Source organism: Paenibacillus sp. Y916 (assembly GCF_056786435.1).
In genome coordinates, this window is the sequence record NZ_JBXCJA010000007.1 from 56,327 (window position 1) to 74,244 (window position 17,918).

Consider the following 17,918-nt stretch of genomic DNA (forward strand, 5'->3'; position numbering starts at 1 on the left):
TCAAAAGATCAGGAGCAAAGCAAACTTACTGTGATTTAACGCTGTATATTTCTTCTTCTAAATACGGAGTTTTTTGGTTATAATTACCTAATATGATATTTCATTTAAAAGGCGGTCATAGGTATGAAGAAGTTTATCGTTGTTGGGATTTTACTTTTGCTAATCATTGCTGCCGTAACTGTTCCTAATAAGCAACAATACGTTGAATGGATGAAGGAAGAAATAAAACAGGAAAGTAATAATCAACTAGTCAACTTCGGTATTAACTTACTTGGAGACTTATTTATCGAAAATGTTACAACCTGCAAAAACTTTGTATTTGTCAGTGTATGCACTACACAATTTACTGAATCGGAAAAAATCTCGGCCATTGGACTATTCAATCATTTTTTCAGTATGAAATCACCATGATTCTAGCCGTGTAAAGAATCAGGTTACAGCAGCTTCTAACGTCGTTGCTAATTATCATGATGCGCTAATGACCGTCAATGCAGGCGCTACAAGAACCCCCGCTTGATTAAACATACCCTGTCTCAATTGCATGCCCAGTAACTTCGTATGAAGATGTCTGTCTCGAATGGCCATTTGTACCCTCACCTCAAGTCAAGTATTACCAGTCCCGAAGTTGTTATCTATGTATGCACACACTTTTTGGATAATTTATTTATATTTAGAAAGTACCATTCATGTCTACTAAAAAGAAATACTTAAGATTGCCGAAGTCTTACATTCACAATAAGAACCCACCACAACATGCGATAGGTTCTTGTTCTGTGCGTTAGTATGAGGAAGAAATCCCTGCTGAGATAATGGAAGCCACAGACCTTATTCCATGGAAAAAGGCCATTATGAAATTCTAACGGAAACACACGCCTCTATATACGCATAAACAGCCTAAATCCGTGGGAAAAGGCAGAATAAGCTTCCCCAGTTCCGTTAAAATTTCAAAAGTGATATTTAAGGCAGAATAAGGTCTGCTGTTTCCGTTAGAAAATTTACGAGGTTTCTTCTCCTTTACGTCACCTCATACTTTATCTATTTTCTCCATTCAAGTATGCTTAAAAGCCTTTGAAGTAATCGTAGTGCACGTGAATACAAGCCCTTATTCTTCTGTATAACATGGGTCTTGTATCCCGCTTCATGTATTTCTAAACCGTTTAATTGAAGTCCGAAACAGCAACCTCCGTCCATTCCAATCTTCTGATCACCGAACCATATATTCGCTGATTTATGGATACGCTTCGTTATGATATGTCCGAACACAATCGTTTTGTTTAATAGATTTGCACTACCTAAAAATCTTTTACTTCCCCACATAAAATTTCTGTCCGGCTGTGATTTCCAGTCGCCTATGTATGTAGGATCCATGCCTGCATGTACGAATATGTGTTTGTCGTCCTCAACATATACGGGTAGCAACTTCAAAAAATCAATATGATGTTGATAGTAGACTTTGATGAAAGCTTTCGCTTTATTATATTCAGGATAGTTGAACCCTTGTTTGAACCAGCCCACACCAACATAACTCTGAATAGTAGGTAAACCTCCATTTTCAATCCATATCGCATTTTCATCGCTTTCCATCGCATCGATAAACATCTGATCATGATTCCCTCGTAGCGCAATGACATTTCCCTGTTCTACGAGTTGTTTCACCTGTTCAATAACTTCCTTACTCTTCATACCTCGGTCACAATAATCACCAAGCAGAATCAATTGATCTTCTACTGGACTATATTTCACTTTGTTCAATAATTCATTAAACTCATCGTAACAGCCGTGAATATCACTAATTACAAGTTTTCTCATGCCTCAATTCCCTTTCAAGTCAACCTATTGTACACATTATTCACCGTTACTTTGTCAATGCCTTCAACAGCCTAAATGCTGACCGTACCCGCGGACGTCTAAGATGCTCCTGTACATACCGGTAGTCGGTCAATTCAACTACAGCATCACGCATCGCATAGATGAAATCATCGTCGAAAGGCAGGCGAGATTCCCATACTCGCTTCTCCCAGTGCGGAATATTCGCTAGCATCCACGGATCCGCCATTCCAGGATGGATATAAGTCTCACTTACACCATCAGGAAGCTTATACAATTTGTCGATGATCGACTGCTTGAAGCTGTCATAGGTCTCTCCCTCTTGTACACCAAAGGGATGCGACAATAGATAATCTGGAATGGGTACCCCTAACGTATCCGCCAGGGCCGCTCCAAGTGCGACCGGACGTTCAATGTTCGTCAGCGAGCCAAGCAGTGGATCTTCTGCGTCGATATACCGAAAGAAGCGCGAGGGTAATCCCCAGCGTGAAGTCTTCCACAGTGTCTGCGGAAGCAAGCTCCGGCCTGTCTCCATTCCGTATAAGCTTCCCATATGGTTATCGACATGGCTAATCGTAATACCCGACTTCTTAACTCGCTTATACTGTGCATCGATCTCTTTCAGTACTGCCTTGGTCTGTGCTCCCAGTTCGAATTCCTTCACCGTCTTATATTGATGGCCACTCTCATCATGGAGAGAAGGATCGCCCGTCAAGCTACTCCAACGTAAGGCATCAAATTCACTAGTCATCGTCAGATGAAGCCCCACATTGGGCTGCCGCCGTCTCGCACACCAATCAGCTGCCTCCTCAAACCCTGGAGCCACAGCCATCATCGTTGCTGATGATACTTTCCCCTCTTCCAGTAGATGCATGATCGCCTCGTTCATGGGGGCGCTTTGCCCGAAATCGTCACAATTGATGATTAATCTTCTGCTCATGGTCATAGGTCACCCCTCAGAGGTTGTTGTAAATTTGAATTTGATTGAGAAAGATATAGCAACAGATATCACTAGGAGACATAACGGAACGACACTAATCAAATATCGGAATGTCGATTCAGGGTCCGAGCCCGGATTGTCCCCACTTTCATAACCGAATATCATACCTACAATGAAAAAAGCCAGCGCTGAGATCAATCCGCTCGAACGTGTAATAAATCCGCTAACCGCCGTATAGATGCCTTCTCTTCTCTGGCCTGTTTTATCCGCATCCTCATCAATAATTCTTCCGCCTACGATCGCCGGAGTTACAAGGAATCCCGCCAGTCCGAATCCAACCGCAATACCTGCAGCAACACCGCTTATAAGATCATAACTGAACCACAGTGGAATCACTGATAAACTGTATATGATCAAAGACAATCTCCATGCCTTAACCCCGTCCATTTTCCGAATAATCCAGTACCATACGAACACTAATGGAATGACCGAAACAAATATAGATGCCAGCAAAATAGACATTTGTGCCTCTGAAATATGAAGGACATATTTGGCGTAAAAAGGAATCATTGAGCTAATAAGTCCATTCACCGTTTGGGCAAAAGAATTCGAAATATTAAACACCCAGAATTTCTTATTCCGAACCGTCTCCCGAAAGGCTGGAATCAACTTTAATGGCTCACCTGTTCCGGTATCTTTCTTCTCTTTAACGTTCATCATACAAATATACATAAAGATACCAAAGACACATGCGTACACAATCGCCATATTAGAGAAGTTGATAGCAGCAAAAAGCATAGGAGTTAATGCCGTAGCGATTAACAATGCAACGACTTGGTAACCTTGCTGGATCGCGGATGCCTTCGCACGAATTCGATCTCCTCGAAAGAGTTCCGGAAGTAGCGCCCCGTAGTTCACCCACAATACTGTAGCAACAGCCTCATAGAGAATAAGTGTCACTAGGAACCAGATAAATAGTCCATTCTCCGACAATCCGCCTGGAGGAGAGAATACGAGCACAAATGCCAGCATAAATAGTGGGATTGAACCGAACACCCATGGCCTGCGACGTCCATAACGAGTATTCGTACGATCTGACCAATACCCGAATAACGGATTATTCACTGCATCCCAGATCAGGAAGATAGTACGCGCCAGTGTAGCAAGTCCCAGCCCAAGACCTAACTTTTCCACATAGAAATAGCTGTAAAATGAACTAAATGCCTGACTAGGAACCATCATCGCGAACATTCCTAATGCAAATGTGTATGGTGAATTGATCCATTTACCCTTCATGAACATGCCTCCCCTATGTAAGAACTCTGACTCTATTATATTCGATGAGCGTAATATTTTACCATATTTATTATGTAAGTCTTTGAGAGTGACTGTGGTGTTGATTCAGTTGCTACGCCATCATGCAATGAAAAAGGACGCCTTGCGGCGTCCTTGGTCAGGGGGTTTCTCCATACACATTCTTACTACTCATCACCAAGTCTTTTCTACGATAGATGCCCAGGATCAGACCTACCGCCGCCATTTCGATAATGACGTGACTACCTCCGTTACTTAAGAAAGGAAAAGAAATACTAATAAAAGGTACTAGACCTAATGGCATGAGCAGACTATATACTATCTGGAAGCTAAGCATTCCCGCCACACCCACACTAAGATATTGTCCATAAGGTTCTCTCACAGCTTGATTCGATTGAAATAACCGTCCGACAAAATATACACTGCTGATTAATATAACAATTCCGATCCACCAACCGTAACTATAGATCAAGAATGCGATGATATTTTCCGTCGGAATATATGGAACAGACTGTAATATTTCCCCCTCTAAGCCATGACCCCACCAGCCTGCCGAAGTAATACTCTCCTCCAATACACGGTATATATAACCTGACCCCAGTGGGTCCTTATCAGGATTAAAGAAAGCAGCGAGATTAGCTCTTATATAGGGTCTCTGCAATATTCCTAGAAACATACATAACGTCAATACCATTCCCTGAATGAGTATCCCCCACCAGCTTCTTGTCATGATTACCAGTAAAAGGAAGTATCCGGCCGTGTATAACATGAAATTACCCGTTGCAGAAAACGATAGAAAAAAGAACATAGGCACGAGCAAGAAGGCAATGGTTGTCAACACCCAGAATTGCTTATGCTTCTTCCAACCCATCATCATACCAGGGGCTGCAACCATCAGCAAATAGGGACTTATGCCAAGCCAGTCAATTGATAAGAAAGGAAGATCTAAATATCTACTTCCGTTTATTTGATTCCCTAACAGCCCTGTTAACAACATACCAAGAATAATGACAACGTATAGAGCATAGGAATAAGACCTTATCTTCAGATAATTGAAGAAATAGAACATAACCATCAAGATCATTCCAATGCTAATGGCCAATATCTTGTATTTAACATACTGTATATCCCCTCTATTTTGTCCACTCATTGCTTCCTCTACTGCAACCACCGCGAATATCCCGATAATCAAGAATGCCATAACGCCTATAAGCAATCCCCAATGGATCCGTGGGCGATGCACTGAATGCAGTCCATTTCCTACCTCTGTAGGGTTACCCATCTGCTGGATTGCCCAGAGCACAGCTTCATCTCGAGCCATGCCTTCCTTCTCCCGTTCCAATACAAGCTCTTCAAGATGACTCTCCAATTCATGCTTGATCTCCCGATGCACTGCCTTTGAACGAACGTGGGAGCATACTTCGCGCAAGTAACTCCGAATGATTTCATGGTTTCGAATCATACCTTTCCCTCCCCAAGTACACCATCGACTGCATTTCTGAAAAGGGTCCACTCTGCCTTCTTCTTCGCTAGCTGTTCTCTACCTGTCTTCGTGAGACGATAATATTTACGTTTGCGACCTTCAACTTGAGACCAATAGGCCTCCACCCATCGTTCTGCCTCCATGGCATGAAGAATCGGATACAAGGTCCCTTCTTTAAGTACAAATATCCCATCAGAACAACGTTCTAATTCCTTGATTAACTCATAACCGTACAAATCTTGACGCTCCAGAAGCGTAAGCACCAAGGTACCTGTACTACCTTTGAGCATTTCTTTTGGAATACTGATCTTCATTCTGTTAAGCCCCTCTCTAATGCCATACCTTGAATCACTATGCATATGTATTCTAGGTATTACAATACAGTAATGTCCATACGCTGTCCACAATAAATTAGTTAATTTCACGCCTGTTTATTAACCAAAACAAGGAATTGTTAAATTGAAAAGGGATCGCCGTCACCATTCACTATTAGGTACATGAAATACATCTAAATTCAAACCAATCCCTCTGAAGCTAACTTTAGTTGCATGGAGTACATCTAGATTCCAGGAATCCTCACTTTTCAGCGTTATCGCCATTTTTAACTGTAGTTTTTACAACTAATTCACTCATTCCCTACTTTTCCTTCTAATTAGATGCATTTATGCATCTATTCCAGTCTCACCTTCACTACCTTCATCACGAAGCATTGTTCGTCACTCTAACATCGCCACTCTCTGCAAAAATAGATAGACTTTTAATTATCATAAAGGTTAGAGTAGACAGTCCCCCAAAGTGATCCTCCTGTTACACATTATTTGAGAGATATACTGATCATATAGTCCATGTATTTTGATACCCTACACATTCTATCTGTTAGAGAGCTATGCTATATTTAGCATTAATTAAACAAATAAAGCATGTTCATGTATTGTATTCTGAGTTAGTCACGCTAAATATACATGACATTTGAAAGGATGTAAGCGTACGCAATGACAACGATAAAAATAGGTCTAATTGGTAATGGATCCATCTCTGAATCCCATCTGCAAGCTTATCAAGCCAATCCGAAAGTACAACTATGGGCCATTTGTGATTTAAATGAAGAGAGAGCCCTTGAATCTGCGAAGAAATATAATATTCCTCATGTATATACCGATTATCGTGAACTGCTTGCTAACGCTGAAGTGCAAGCTGTCAGCATCTGTACCTGGAACAATTCGCATGCCGAGATCAGTATCGCTGCTCTCGAAGCTGATAAGAACGTATTATGTGAGAAGCCGCTATGTAAGACGGTGGAAGAAGCCTTAAAGGTTGAAGAGGCTGTACGCAGAACCGGTAAAATACTTCAGGTCGGTTTTGTTCGTCGTCACGCTTCTAATATTTCCGTGTTAAAGAAGTTTATTGATGCTGGTGATCTCGGTGAACTATACTTTGCCAAAGCTAGCATGATTCGCCGTATTGGCAATCCAGGTGGCTGGTTCTCTGATAAGGAGCGTTCCGGTGGGGGACCACTTATAGACATCGGCGTACACGCAATTGATCTATGCTGGTACTTGATGGGTAGACCTAAGGTGAAATCAGTCAGTGGTAACACTTACTCTAAACTCGGCAATCGCTCCCATGTAGAGAATTATGACTTCTATAAAGCAGCCGATTATGATGCATCACATAACGATGTAGAGGACATGGCAAATGCACTGATCCGTTTCGAGAATGGAGCTTCGCTATTGGTCGATGTCAGTTTCACACTCCATGCCAAACAAGACTCGGCTCAAATCAATCTGTATGGCACCAAGGGCGGTGCGGAAATCGAACCGACATTGTCCATCGTCACCGAACAACATAATACAATGATCAATATCGAACCGCAGATCACCCAACCTGCTTTCGATTTCAGTGGAAGCTTCCAGAATGAGATCAATCATTTCGTAGACAGTTGCCAGGGTATTATCGAAACGAATAGTCCTGTGGAAGACGGTGTCGAAATGATTAAAATACTAAATGCTATTTATCAATCTGCTGCTGAGGGACGAGAAATTCAATTCTAACGATGACGGAGGACATAATAAAATGAAACTGAATAACAAAATTGGTGTTATTGTAGATAGTTTTGGTGTAAGCGTTCGGGAAGGTCTGAAGAAGGCAAAAGACGTGGGTGCGGATGGCGTACAAATATATGCTGTATCTGGTGAAATGGACCCAGCTATACTAATCGGTGCCAAACGTAAAGAACTTCGTAGTTATATCGACGGATTGGGACTTGAAATTTCGGCGTTATGCGGTGATTTAGCTGGTCATGGCTTCCAAGATGCTGAGGCGAATCCTGACAAAGTTGAGAAATCCAAACGAATCCTTGATTTGGCTGTGGAACTCGGCAGTTCCGTCGTAACGACCCATATCGGTATTGTCCCAGAGAATCAAAATAGTCGAATCTATGACGCAATGCAGCGGGCATGCAATGAGCTCGGTGTATATGCGAAGAGTCTGAATGCATACTTCGCTATTGAGACTGGCCCAGAGCCAGCAGCCCATCTGAAGAGTTTTCTCGATACTTTGAGCACCGATGGAGTTTCCGTCAACTTCGATCCGGCCAATATGGTTATGGTTACTGGAGATGACCCCGTCGAAGGCGTCAAAATACTAAAAGATTACCTTGTCCATACGCACGTCAAAGACGGTAAGCGTCTACGCCCTGTTGATCCGAGGGATGTATATGGTTATCTCGGATATGGCGCGATGGATCATGCCAAAATCGCTGAGATGGCAGCATCTGGCGCAGCCTTTGAGGAGGTTCCGCTCGGTGAAGGTAAGGTTGACTTCCCAGCCTATTTCGCAGCCCTTAAGGAAATTGGATATAACGGTTATTTAACGATTGAACGCGAAGTAGGAACAAATCCGGAGGAAGATATCCGGAAAGCTGTTAGTTTTATCAAAGCATTCCGAGGTTAATTTAACTACATCCATTATAAAAAAGGAGCATCAATCCATGAAGTTGGGAATTAGTTCTTACAGTTTATATCAGGCTATGGCAGCAGGAGATATGACCATCCAAGATGTCATCGCGTGGGTCGCTGACATTGGCGCTCAGCATATTGAAATTGTGCCGAATCTCGGATTCAATTTCAACAGTAATCCGGAACTAGAGGACCAAATTCGCGAGAAAGCTGCGGAAGTCGGTATTGATATTTCCAATTATGCCATTGGAGCAAACTTCATCACAGAGACAGAAGAAGCGTATGAGGCAGAAATTCAACATGTTATTAGTGAAGTAGACCGTGCCAATCGTCTTGGAGCCAAGCTGATGCGCCATGATGTTGCTTCCCGGAATGATACGACCATCGCAAGATTCAATGAAGATCTAGAAATGATCACCCGTGCTTGTCAGCGTATCGCTGATCACGCCAATTCCTATGGGATTACGACAAGTGTAGAAAACCATGGCTATTACGTTCAGGCGAGTGATCGCGTGCAGACTCTTATTCACGCTGTAGATCGTCCAAATTTCAAGACGACGCTTGATGTCGGTAACTTTCTATGTGTGGATGAAGACCCGTTATCAGCCGTGCAGAAAAATATGAAATATGCCTCCATGATTCATATTAAAGATTTCTATGTCCGTCCTTCTCACCGCAACCCGGGTGAAGGCTGGTTCAAGAGCGCAGGTGGAGCCTTCCTCCGAGGTGCGATTGCTGGTCAAGGCGACCTCGATATGTACGAAATTTTACGTATCGTGAAACAATCCGGTTATGCCGGCTATGTGTCTATCGAATATGAAGGTATGGAAGATTGCCGCAAAGGAACTAAGATCGCCTTTGATAACGTCAAGCGGATTTGGAACGAGATTTAATTTCATTCTGATAGAATAGGACCGTCCTAATAACGATAGCGTTATAGGACGGTCCCTTTTTCTACTTGTTTGAATGGCTTCTTATTTTTATATTATTCGCTACGTTTTTTAAGAAATGCTTGATCGATAGACAACGCCGTAGGTTTGGCAACACTTAAATAAATCGTTACAAGCATAAAAACTAAATCCAACTCATATCCAGCCATCTGGTAGGTTCCAAGTAACCCTGCACATTTCCTAGACCCATTTGCAATTTACTTATTCCATGAGCTAGAAATAATATTCCTAACACGACACGCATTAAAGTTGACACCATTGTTTCTTTCGTCATTATTTTTCTCCACCCTTATTGTTTTATTGTATTTACTCTGCTAAAAAAGCTAATATTTCTAGAATATCCATCTCTCCACTTCATGTTTATTAGTAAAATGAATATAATATTTATATAAGTAATTCAACGTATGTTAGACTAGTATGTCAAGAATAATATTGTTAGTATGTAGATATATTCTATATTACAAATATTTATAGGAGTGAAAGTAATGGATATCGGCTCTACAATACGTACAATCCGCAAACGAAAAAATTTGACTATCGCTCATATTTGCGAAGCAACAGGATTATCCCAAGGATTCATGAGCCAAGTTGAAACCAATAAGACATCCCCATCCATTGCCACATTGGAAAGTATTGCGAAGACTTTGAAAGTGCCTTTAGCTTATTTACTACTACAAAAAGAAGATCGTATGAATATTGTCCGAAAAGACGAACGAAGAATAACTAAAAGTGGCACTGGAGATTTGAAGGTCGAGCATTTAAGCTCAACTAAGAACGTAAGGATGATGTTAGTCGAAATCCCCCCTGGATCCTCGACAGGCGAAGCTCCGCATGCGCATGAGGGAGAAGAGGTACATGTTGTCATCAAAGGAAAGATCTATGCTGAACAAGGAGAAGATATCGCTGAATTGGGAGAGGGTGATTCATTTAGTTGGAATGCCTGTACACCCCATTTGGTGAAGAATATAGGCGATGAACCAGCAACCATACTCATAACCGTGTACACAGATACAGAACAGCAACAGGATTTAATCTGAGTTATAGTTTTTACACTAATAGTGAAAAAGCCGTACAGCAAGTGTTTTGCTGTGCGGCTTGGATATGAAGTCCATCGCTGCTAATTACAATGACCGGTGAATGCTTCTGTTGAGATTTCTCTACAATTTGCTTATGAACCTCCAGCCCATTCAACATCGTCATCAATAATCAAAATTCGATTCTTGGTAGACTCTAGTAATGCAATTTGTTGAGCAACGAGGCTCTTTATTAGTCAAGTGACTTCGGAAACCATATACGATAATTCCCACTCAACGCCAGCATCGTAAACAGATAGAGGCAGTTGTCGTAATACCTCTTAGTACCGGTTCTCACCGGTGTATCCCAGAACAGATCGACGCTCGCACGTGCATGAGGTCCCGTTGCGGCAAGCGATGCCATGGCATTCGTAGACAGCAAACCGACAGGGTGCAACGCCTTCTCTGCAAATGGCTCACCTGCGATGGTATACCTACGGTAGTCATCAGGCAACTTATCCGCAAAAAACGCCTGGATCTTGTTGGCCGCCTCGCATGTCCATTCATCCGCGCCAAACCATTCCCAATCCAGACCAATGTTAGCGGCAACTCGATAAGAATCACTGAAGAAGTGCCCATAACCCCGTTCATCGTTCGGTGTACCATCATAATAAGCATACTCTGGCGCTAGCCCTGTCACAGGATGACATGAGATCTTCAAGTACGCCCGGCTTGCAACAACCGCCTCTGTCCAGAATGTTCGATCCTCCGGATAAGCCCAAAGTGCGAACAACTCATAGAAATGGGGTAAATGATAGGACGGATCGGAATAGTCACAGTTCGGTATGAACTTGATCAGCTTGTTGTGTGGATCCCACATTGGATGTCCAATACCATCCTCACCTTTATGGAGACAAGTGCGAAGCAAATCGCGCGCCTGAGTGCCATAATTGAATGGAGCATGGCCATCTCCCCAGCGGTGAGATGCGAAGAATAACGCCATCGCAAAAAACTCCTCACCGTCTGGGGCCGGCCCATTTGCCAGTCGCGAACCGTCGGTCTTACAAGACCAGGCGAAATAACCAGCGTTCTCACCGGACTCCATATACATGTAAGACATCGTCCATTTCCACAATCGATCAAATACATCTTTGCGATCAAGCTGAACCGCCATCATCATCCCGTATGACATGCCTTCGCTACGGACATCGAGATTACCCGTATCGAGCATATAGCCCATATCTTCACCGCTGTGATAATAAATGCGAGTATCATCGTTACCTTCAAACAACTTCCACCATGTATCTTCTACTCGCGCGTTAATTTTTTGTTCGTCGTATCCATATTCCTTCAATAAATTACGGTATTGTCCCGTATGAAAAGTTCCTTTGTGATCACTCATAGTTAAACCTTCCCCTCAAATTGATCCTAATTGTAACTTTCACAGCGCTAGCTTACCTAATCGATAGGTATATCAGATGAGTCACCTTCAAAATACCACGTTATCCCTTCGGGTTCTATGCACATATCACGCTTATATTTACCCAAATCAACTAACTACTCATCATTAAAGTGGCGAAAATTGTGGTGCATCATTCTAATTTCAAGATATTCGCTGTTGATAATTATTCATGCTCTTTGAATACCCAAATTAATTACAGAAAAATCTTTAATTAGTACAGTAAGTTCTTTAGTTTTTCTAGTAAAGTAATTCTTAGGCATACGCTATAGTTAACGACGGGAGGGCAAATACTCCAATACGTTGTAAGCGCTTTATATTATCTAGTTTAGTAAAGGGAGGAATTCAACAAATGAGTAACAATCTCAAAAGGATCATCTCTATCGCACTCGCAGTAGCTTTGCTTATCCCTTCAGGCATAATCTCACTGAAGGCTCAAGCAGCAGCACTGGATATGCCAGTAGAACAAAATGTCGTTTATCATGAGACTTTTGCGAATGGTCAAGGAGTTGCTGAGCAATCGGGTGGTGCTAACCTGACGGTGGTCACTAATAAAGAGTTCGATGGCAATGCTGATGGTGCGGCTTTATATGTAAGCAACAGAACGCAAGGTCATGACGCTGCTGATTTCAATTTCAGCGATATGAACATGAAAAACGGCAATACCTATACGGTTACCGTTTCCGTTTATGTTGACGAAGGTGTGGTAGTGCCCGCAGATGCACAAGCGAACCTTCAAACGGCAAATATCAGCTATGGTTGGTTGGCAAGCATAAATTATGAAGCAGGTAAAGCGATCACTTTGACTAAAGAATTTACCGTTGATACTAGCAAAGATACGAAACTACGCGTTCAATCCAATGATGATGGGGCAACTGTCCCGTTCTACATTGGAGATGTACTAATCACTGAGAAGGTGACTTCAGGCGGTCAGACACCACCGGTCGAGGACGATAGAGATCCGGCAAGAGAATTTTCTACCATTACCTTTGAAGATCAAAAAACAGGTGGCATTGTAGGTAGAAAAGGTACTGAAACCCTGACTGTTACCAATGAAGAAAATCATACTGCCGACGGTTCATACTCTTTGAAAGTAGAAGGTAGAGAAGATACTTGGCATGGACCGTCATTGCATGTTCAGGAGTATGTTGACAAGGGCTCCGAATATACAATTTCGGCTTGGATCAAACTTATTGATTCAAGTAGTACATCGCTCCAGCTATCAACTCAGGTTGGTAATACAAGCGCAAGTTATAATAATCTTATGCAACAAACAATCACAACCACAGACGGCTGGGTCCAGTTTGTAGGAACCTACCGTTATACTAGTGTACCTGAAGAATATTTGACCATCTATGTAGAAAGTTCTAATAACAAAACTGCATCTTTCTATATCGATGATATCAGCTTTGTGAAAACAGGCTCCGGTCCGATCGCTATTGAGAAAGACCTAACTCCAATAAATGATGCTTATCAAGACGACTTCCTAATCGGAAACGCGGTATCTTCTGCAGATCTGGAAGGTATCAGACTTGAGCTTCTCAAGATGCATCACAATGTTGTTACAGCAGAAAATGCAATGAAACCAGATCAGATGTATTCTGAAGATAAGACATTTACTCCTGAAAGTGCGGATGCACTTGTCAATAAAGCACTAGCTGAGGGTCTACAGGTACATGGACACGTACTAGTATGGCATCAGCAGTCACCAACGTGGCTGAATACGACAGCAGATGGAACTTCCATGGAACGAGCTGAGGCACTCGCCAATCTGAGAACTCATATCAAAAAGGTGATGGAACACTATGCCGACAAGGTGATTTCCTGGGACGTAGTCAACGAAGCAATGAACGATAACCCTTCTAACCCGACGGATTGGAAAGGGGCGCTACGCCAATCCCCTTGGGCTACTGCTATTGGATCAGACTACGTAGAACAGTCGTTCTTAGCGGCAAGAGAAGTGTTGGATGAGAAAGGCTGGGATATCAAGCTTTATTACAACGATTATAACGATGATAATCAGAATAAGGCCCAAGCCATATACAGCATGGTTAAAGAAATCAATGATAGATATGCAGTAGCCAATGGGGGTAAACTCCTTATCGATGGCGTCGGTATGCAGGCGCACTATAATGTAAACACGAATCCAGATAATGTTAGATTATCTCTGGAAAAATTTATTTCCTTGGGCGTAGAAGTTAGTATAACTGAGCTTGACATTACAGCGGGAAGCGATTCTCAGCTCTCCGAGAAACTTGCAAATGCTCAGGGCTATTTATACGCACAATTGTTTAAGCTCTATAAGGAGCACGCTGCTAATATCGCACGTGTGACATTTTGGGGAGTGAATGATGCTACGAGCTGGAGAGCCGAAAACAATCCATTGTTGTTTGATAAGGACCTTCAAGCTAAACCAGCTTATTACGGGGTAATTAATCCGGTTAAATTTATGGCAGAGCATGATATGGAGTCGGTAGAAGCCAAACAATCAACCGCTAGCTTTGCTACACCTGTAATCGACGGTACTATAGACGCCGTCTGGAGCGAGGCTGCTGAAATACCGATTAATCACTTCCAAACTGCTTGGCAAGGAGCACAGGGAACGGCAAAAGCTCTCTGGGACAATAAAAACCTCTATGTGTTAATTCAGGTTATGGACACTCAACTTGACAAAACAAGCACAGAAGCACATGAACAGGATTCCGTCGAAATTTTCTTAGACCAGAACAATGAGAAGTCATCGTTCTATCAAGCTGACGATGGACAGTACAGAATAAACTTTGACAACGAGACATCATTCAATCCGACAAGCATCGCAGATGGTTTCGAATCGAAGACTATCGTTTCTGGAACAAACTACACGGTTGAAGTGAAGATACCATTTAACCATATAACTCCAAATAAAGACATAAAACTTGGTTTTGACGTTCAAATTAATGACGCGAAAGATGGCGCCCGTCAAGGTGTAGCCTCATGGAACGATACGACCGGCACTGGATATATGGACACATCCGTGTATGGTGTGCTTACCTTAATCGGTAATGGCGGCGGCAGTAGCCCTAGTCCTAGCCCCAGTCCTAGCCCCAGCCCTGGCCCCAGCCCTGGCCCCGGCGGTACCGTGCCATTGCCTGGAAACGTTGAGCACAAAGACGGCATTGTTACCATTAAGCCTGAAGTGACGAACGTGGGCGGTAGGGTAATAGCTACAATTTCTGATGGTAATCTGAAGAAGGCACTTGAGCAATCTACTAAATTAGTAAACGGCACGAAACAAATCGTAATCGAAGTGCCTAAGCAATCAAACACGAAATCGTATGAAGTTCAACTGCCTACTCAAAGCTTGAAAGGTCAGGAAAACTTCGTGCTTTCGTTAAAAACAGAAAATGCAACGATTCAAATTCCAAGCAATATGCTATCCAATGTGACGGAGAAAGCAGATCAAGTATCCATACGGATAGCCCAAGCTTCTACAGACCACTTGGATTCAGCTACTCGCGATCAGATTGGAAATCGTCCGGTATTGGATCTGAACCTGATAGTCGGTGACAAAGTCATCCCTTGGAATAACGCTAAGGCACCTGTAACGATCTCTATTCCTTACACACCGACAGCAGAAGAGCTCAGTAATCCGAATTCGATCGTGGTTTGGTACATTGCTGACAACGGCAAGGTAACAACGATCACGAATTCTCGTTACGATGCGGCTACAGGAACAGTTGTATTCAAAACTACACATTTCGGTACCTATGCTGTGTCCTACGTCGATAAGACCTTCGGAGACTTGAATAACGTAACATCGGCGAAGCAATCCATTGAAGCAATGGCAGCACGTGATGTCATCAAGGGTACGTCTGCGAACAGTTTCTCTCCAACAGATTCCATCAACAGAGCAGATTATATTGCCCTCCTTGTAAGAGCGCTTGAATTGCAAGGTACAGGGGAAAATGAAACGATGTTCAGCGATGTCAATTCTATTGCTTATTATTATAATGAGCTAATCATCGCGAAGGAACTGGGAATCACCCTTGGAGCTGGAGATAATAACTTCAATCCAACCATCAAGATCACCCGTCAAGATATGATGGTGCTGACAGCACGTGCGCTCGAGGCTGCCAGCAAACAAGTCGAATCCAGCGTAAGTCTAAGCAATTATCCTGACGCAGATAGTATTTCTAGTTACGCGAAAGACAGTGTTACAGGTCTAGTGAAATCTGGAGTTATAAATGATAAGAACGGTATGCTTGCACCGAATGATACGCTCACCCGAGCAGAAGCGGCTGTCATCCTATACCGTATCTGGAACCTATAATTCTAGCCATCACGTTGAGGGACGCTTAGTTGCCGTCCTCTCACCTATACAACACAAGAGTAACATGTCTTATAACACCTGTTTATTAGAGACGACAAATGAAAAGACTCGAGACTTTAGTCATAAGACTATCGTTTCGAGTCTTTTATTGTTTCACCATATAGCCAATACATACTAATAAATTAAAGGGCTTTTCACATTTTTGGTCAACCGCACAGGCAGCACATAATGAACTGAGTAATATAGAGTAAGTAGAACAACGAGGTGATCCGAGAATGGCAAAATCAACAAAAGTCCGCAAGCGGGCAAAAAAGCTAACGGGCCGACCTGTGCGTGTTACTTTACATGATGGACGTTCATATGTAGGATGGATAACCGGACTTGAGAAGGACGGTTTAATCCTTTCCACACAACGAAGAAATAGAAAATCTAAAAGAAAGCCTCCCTCTCGTTCGCGAAAAGCGACCGTATCTGGATTACTCCCATTACTTGGTTTATTATTAGGAAACTTTGGGGGTGGAGCTACAGGAGGTACGAATGCTACGGGCGCTACAAGTGCCGGGGCTACAGGTTTGGGAGGACTCGGCTTCATAGGAATGATACAGAAAACTTGGCCAGTTATGCGAATGGGCTACAGTACAATTAAATCTATTATTCCTCTTATTGGGGGAATCAAAGGTTTAATGGCGTAACCGTAGTAATATATTATATCGCTAACAGGTAGGAGCTACGACCCCAATTATCGCCTTCACCATTCACTAGGCATGCAGATGCATTAAGTACATCTAAATTCAGCACATTCCCTTTGCTGCTAACTTTAGTTGCACGGGCTACATCTAAATTACTGGAAATTCTACTTTTCAGCGTTATCACCATTTTTAAGTGTAGTTTTGACAACTAATTCTCCTTTCCCCTACCTTTCCTGCTAATTAGATGTACTTTCAGCATCTATTCTATTCTCACCATTCCCTGACCGAGACCTTTCCAAAGCTGCCGGAAAATCATTCTCATTGCACACTTGCATAACCGCTTTCGCGTCTTCCTGCCAATTTTCCTTATCGAAGTACATCGCAAGAAACCAACAGGTCTCATCCTGCATCATCGGATAAACTCCAATCGTTCTGTTCTCACGTGCATCCAAGTGGTTAAAGATTACTTCATCCGTTATGGTGAGAAAAGCCTGATGCTTGCACACCGACCACTTCACTTTCGGCTTCTGACAGACTGAAGTCCACTCATTGCCGCAAACTGGAGAATAGCCGGATTTACCTTGCTGATCTAGTAAGACTTCACTCTCTACTTTATATCTCTTCTCATTGCATACAGTTATTTCTCAAACTGGGCAATCCGTATTCTTCAGTTATTTTCATCTTCGCCCACGAACTCCAACATAGCGTTCCCTCGGTAACCTCTAAAACAACCCATTCCTCTGGGAACCGTTCCTGCACGTCCTAGACCAACTAATATTGCTCTCATCGTGTATTCTCCTCATCATGAAATAATGTGCAGCCACAACTTCTTCCATCGTCAGAATTATATTCATCTATTCTCAGCAAGCTTGTATAATATGTAACTTATCCCTAACTATTTCCCATTCTTCGCTTTGGTGCATTGTTCTCTTTCATTTAACGATTTATTATCCTTACCCGAATTTTGCGATAAAGTT

At 42.6% G+C, this 17,918-nt stretch carries 18 protein-coding genes; 7 read left to right on the forward strand and 11 right to left on the reverse strand.

Going from position 1 to position 17,918, the window contains the following annotated elements:
• The first annotated feature begins 123 nt into the window (after positions 1-123).
• Positions 124-411, forward strand: a complete 288-nt coding sequence (locus AC1TO9_RS15690; RefSeq protein ID WP_482056410.1) for a hypothetical protein — start codon at positions 124-126, stop codon at positions 409-411.
• Between the two features lie 624 nt (positions 412-1,035).
• Here AC1TO9_RS15690 and AC1TO9_RS15695 read toward each other — a convergent pair.
• The 6 genes from AC1TO9_RS15695 to AC1TO9_RS15720 form a co-directional block, all read right to left on the reverse strand.
• Entirely contained in the window at positions 1,036-1,809 is a 774-nt protein-coding gene (locus AC1TO9_RS15695) for a metallophosphoesterase family protein (protein ID WP_482059788.1), read from the reverse strand.
• Positions 1,810-1,855: 46 nt separating this feature from the next.
• On the reverse strand, positions 1,856-2,767 hold the full coding sequence (locus tag AC1TO9_RS15700) for a polysaccharide deacetylase family protein (protein WP_482059789.1): 912 nt from the start codon (positions 2,765-2,767) through the stop codon (positions 1,856-1,858).
• 9 nt (positions 2,768-2,776) lie between these two features.
• Positions 2,777-4,063, reverse strand: coding sequence for an MFS transporter (locus AC1TO9_RS15705; protein WP_482056407.1), 1,287 nt, complete (start codon positions 4,061-4,063; stop codon positions 2,777-2,779).
• Between the two features lie 157 nt (positions 4,064-4,220).
• Positions 4,221-5,543, reverse strand: coding sequence for an FtsW/RodA/SpoVE family cell cycle protein (locus AC1TO9_RS15710; RefSeq protein WP_482059790.1), 1,323 nt, complete (start codon positions 5,541-5,543; stop codon positions 4,221-4,223).
• Positions 5,540-5,872, reverse strand: coding sequence for a PadR family transcriptional regulator (locus AC1TO9_RS15715; protein ID WP_482059876.1), 333 nt, complete (start codon positions 5,870-5,872; stop codon positions 5,540-5,542). The genes AC1TO9_RS15710 and AC1TO9_RS15715 overlap by 4 nt, the downstream gene beginning before the upstream one ends.
• Before the next feature lie 168 nt (positions 5,873-6,040).
• Positions 6,041-6,163 carry a hypothetical protein gene (locus AC1TO9_RS15720; RefSeq protein ID WP_482056405.1) on the reverse strand — a complete coding sequence of 41 codons (123 nt, stop codon included), beginning with the start codon at positions 6,161-6,163 and terminating at the stop codon, positions 6,041-6,043.
• A gap of 393 nt (positions 6,164-6,556) precedes the next feature.
• Here AC1TO9_RS15720 and AC1TO9_RS15725 point away from each other — a divergent pair, with 393 nt between their 5' ends.
• The 3 genes from AC1TO9_RS15725 to AC1TO9_RS15735 are packed head-to-tail and all read left to right on the forward strand — an operon-like array spanning position 6,557 to position 9,414.
• Positions 6,557-7,615, forward strand: coding sequence for a Gfo/Idh/MocA family protein (locus AC1TO9_RS15725; protein WP_482059791.1), 1,059 nt, complete (start codon positions 6,557-6,559; stop codon positions 7,613-7,615).
• A 22-nt stretch (positions 7,616-7,637) separates the two neighbouring features.
• On the forward strand, positions 7,638-8,516 hold the full coding sequence (locus AC1TO9_RS15730; protein WP_482059792.1) for a sugar phosphate isomerase/epimerase family protein: 879 nt from the start codon (positions 7,638-7,640) through the stop codon (positions 8,514-8,516).
• A gap of 37 nt (positions 8,517-8,553) precedes the next feature.
• The gene (locus AC1TO9_RS15735; protein ID WP_482059793.1) at positions 8,554-9,414 is read left to right on the forward strand and encodes a sugar phosphate isomerase/epimerase family protein; all 861 of its coding nucleotides are present in this window, start codon (positions 8,554-8,556) and stop codon (positions 9,412-9,414) included.
• A 181-nt stretch (positions 9,415-9,595) separates the two neighbouring features.
• Here AC1TO9_RS15735 and AC1TO9_RS15740 read toward each other — a convergent pair whose 3' ends face one another.
• Positions 9,596-9,745 (reverse strand): DoxX family membrane protein, encoded by a 150-nt coding sequence (locus tag AC1TO9_RS15740; protein ID WP_482059794.1) that lies wholly within the window; start codon positions 9,743-9,745, stop codon positions 9,596-9,598.
• Positions 9,746-9,956: 211 nt separating this feature from the next.
• On the opposite strand from AC1TO9_RS15740, the gene AC1TO9_RS15745 reads away from it, so the two are divergent.
• Positions 9,957-10,508 (forward strand): helix-turn-helix domain-containing protein, encoded by a 552-nt coding sequence (locus tag AC1TO9_RS15745; RefSeq protein ID WP_482059795.1) that lies wholly within the window; start codon positions 9,957-9,959, stop codon positions 10,506-10,508.
• A gap of 10 nt (positions 10,509-10,518) precedes the next feature.
• Here AC1TO9_RS15745 and AC1TO9_RS15750 read toward each other — a convergent pair whose 3' ends face one another.
• Both AC1TO9_RS15750 and AC1TO9_RS15755 read right to left on the reverse strand, forming a co-directional pair.
• Positions 10,519-10,671 (reverse strand): hypothetical protein, encoded by a 153-nt coding sequence (locus AC1TO9_RS15750; protein WP_482059796.1) that lies wholly within the window; start codon positions 10,669-10,671, stop codon positions 10,519-10,521.
• Between the two features lie 66 nt (positions 10,672-10,737).
• A complete protein-coding gene (locus tag AC1TO9_RS15755; RefSeq protein ID WP_482059797.1) occupies positions 10,738-11,886 on the reverse strand; it encodes a family 8 glycosyl hydrolase in 1,149 nt (382 codons plus the stop codon).
• A 409-nt stretch (positions 11,887-12,295) separates the two neighbouring features.
• Here AC1TO9_RS15755 and AC1TO9_RS15760 point away from each other — a divergent pair, with 409 nt between their 5' ends.
• Positions 12,296-16,252 carry a glycoside hydrolase family 10 protein gene (locus AC1TO9_RS15760; RefSeq protein WP_482059798.1) on the forward strand — a complete coding sequence of 1,319 codons (3,957 nt, stop codon included), beginning with the start codon at positions 12,296-12,298 and terminating at the stop codon, positions 16,250-16,252.
• Between the two features lie 275 nt (positions 16,253-16,527).
• Positions 16,528-16,944, forward strand: a complete 417-nt coding sequence (locus AC1TO9_RS15765) for an LSm family protein (protein ID WP_482059799.1) — start codon at positions 16,528-16,530, stop codon at positions 16,942-16,944.
• Between the two features lie 13 nt (positions 16,945-16,957).
• Here AC1TO9_RS15765 and AC1TO9_RS15770 read toward each other — a convergent pair whose 3' ends face one another.
• Together AC1TO9_RS15770 and AC1TO9_RS15775 are read right to left on the reverse strand one after the other, a co-directional pair.
• A complete protein-coding gene (locus AC1TO9_RS15770) occupies positions 16,958-17,128 on the reverse strand; it encodes a hypothetical protein (RefSeq protein ID WP_482059800.1) in 171 nt (56 codons plus the stop codon).
• A gap of 49 nt (positions 17,129-17,177) precedes the next feature.
• The gene (locus AC1TO9_RS15775; protein WP_482059877.1) at positions 17,178-17,582 is read right to left on the reverse strand and encodes a TOTE conflict system archaeo-eukaryotic primase domain-containing protein; all 405 of its coding nucleotides are present in this window, start codon (positions 17,580-17,582) and stop codon (positions 17,178-17,180) included.
• Positions 17,583-17,918 lie beyond the last annotated feature (336 nt).

Excerpts from the sequence above, each read along its gene's own strand:
- AC1TO9_RS15690 (WP_482056410.1), top strand. The coding sequence starts at position 124 with ATGAAGAAGTTTATCGTTGTTGGGATTTTACTTTTGCTAATCATTGCT.
- AC1TO9_RS15695 (WP_482059788.1), bottom strand. The coding sequence starts at position 1,809 with ATGAGAAAACTTGTAATTAGTGATATTCACGGCTGTTACGATGAGTTT.
- AC1TO9_RS15700 (WP_482059789.1), bottom strand. The coding sequence starts at position 2,767 with ATGAGCAGAAGATTAATCATCAATTGTGACGATTTCGGGCAAAGCGCC.
- AC1TO9_RS15705 (WP_482056407.1), bottom strand. The coding sequence starts at position 4,063 with ATGAAGGGTAAATGGATCAATTCACCATACACATTTGCATTAGGAATG.
- AC1TO9_RS15710 (WP_482059790.1), bottom strand. The coding sequence starts at position 5,543 with ATGATTCGAAACCATGAAATCATTCGGAGTTACTTGCGCGAAGTATGC.
- AC1TO9_RS15720 (WP_482056405.1), bottom strand. The coding sequence starts at position 6,163 with ATGGCGATAACGCTGAAAAGTGAGGATTCCTGGAATCTAGATGTACTC.
- AC1TO9_RS15725 (WP_482059791.1), top strand. The coding sequence starts at position 6,557 with ATGACAACGATAAAAATAGGTCTAATTGGTAATGGATCCATCTCTGAA.
- AC1TO9_RS15730 (WP_482059792.1), top strand. The coding sequence starts at position 7,638 with ATGAAACTGAATAACAAAATTGGTGTTATTGTAGATAGTTTTGGTGTA.
- AC1TO9_RS15735 (WP_482059793.1), top strand. The coding sequence starts at position 8,554 with ATGAAGTTGGGAATTAGTTCTTACAGTTTATATCAGGCTATGGCAGCA.
- AC1TO9_RS15740 (WP_482059794.1), bottom strand. The coding sequence starts at position 9,745 with ATGACGAAAGAAACAATGGTGTCAACTTTAATGCGTGTCGTGTTAGGA.
- AC1TO9_RS15745 (WP_482059795.1), top strand. The coding sequence starts at position 9,957 with ATGGATATCGGCTCTACAATACGTACAATCCGCAAACGAAAAAATTTG.
- AC1TO9_RS15750 (WP_482059796.1), bottom strand. The coding sequence starts at position 10,671 with ATGACGATGTTGAATGGGCTGGAGGTTCATAAGCAAATTGTAGAGAAA.
- AC1TO9_RS15755 (WP_482059797.1), bottom strand. The coding sequence starts at position 11,886 with ATGAGTGATCACAAAGGAACTTTTCATACGGGACAATACCGTAATTTA.
- AC1TO9_RS15760 (WP_482059798.1), top strand. The coding sequence starts at position 12,296 with ATGAGTAACAATCTCAAAAGGATCATCTCTATCGCACTCGCAGTAGCT.
- AC1TO9_RS15765 (WP_482059799.1), top strand. The coding sequence starts at position 16,528 with ATGGCAAAATCAACAAAAGTCCGCAAGCGGGCAAAAAAGCTAACGGGC.
- AC1TO9_RS15770 (WP_482059800.1), bottom strand. The coding sequence starts at position 17,128 with ATGGTGATAACGCTGAAAAGTAGAATTTCCAGTAATTTAGATGTAGCC.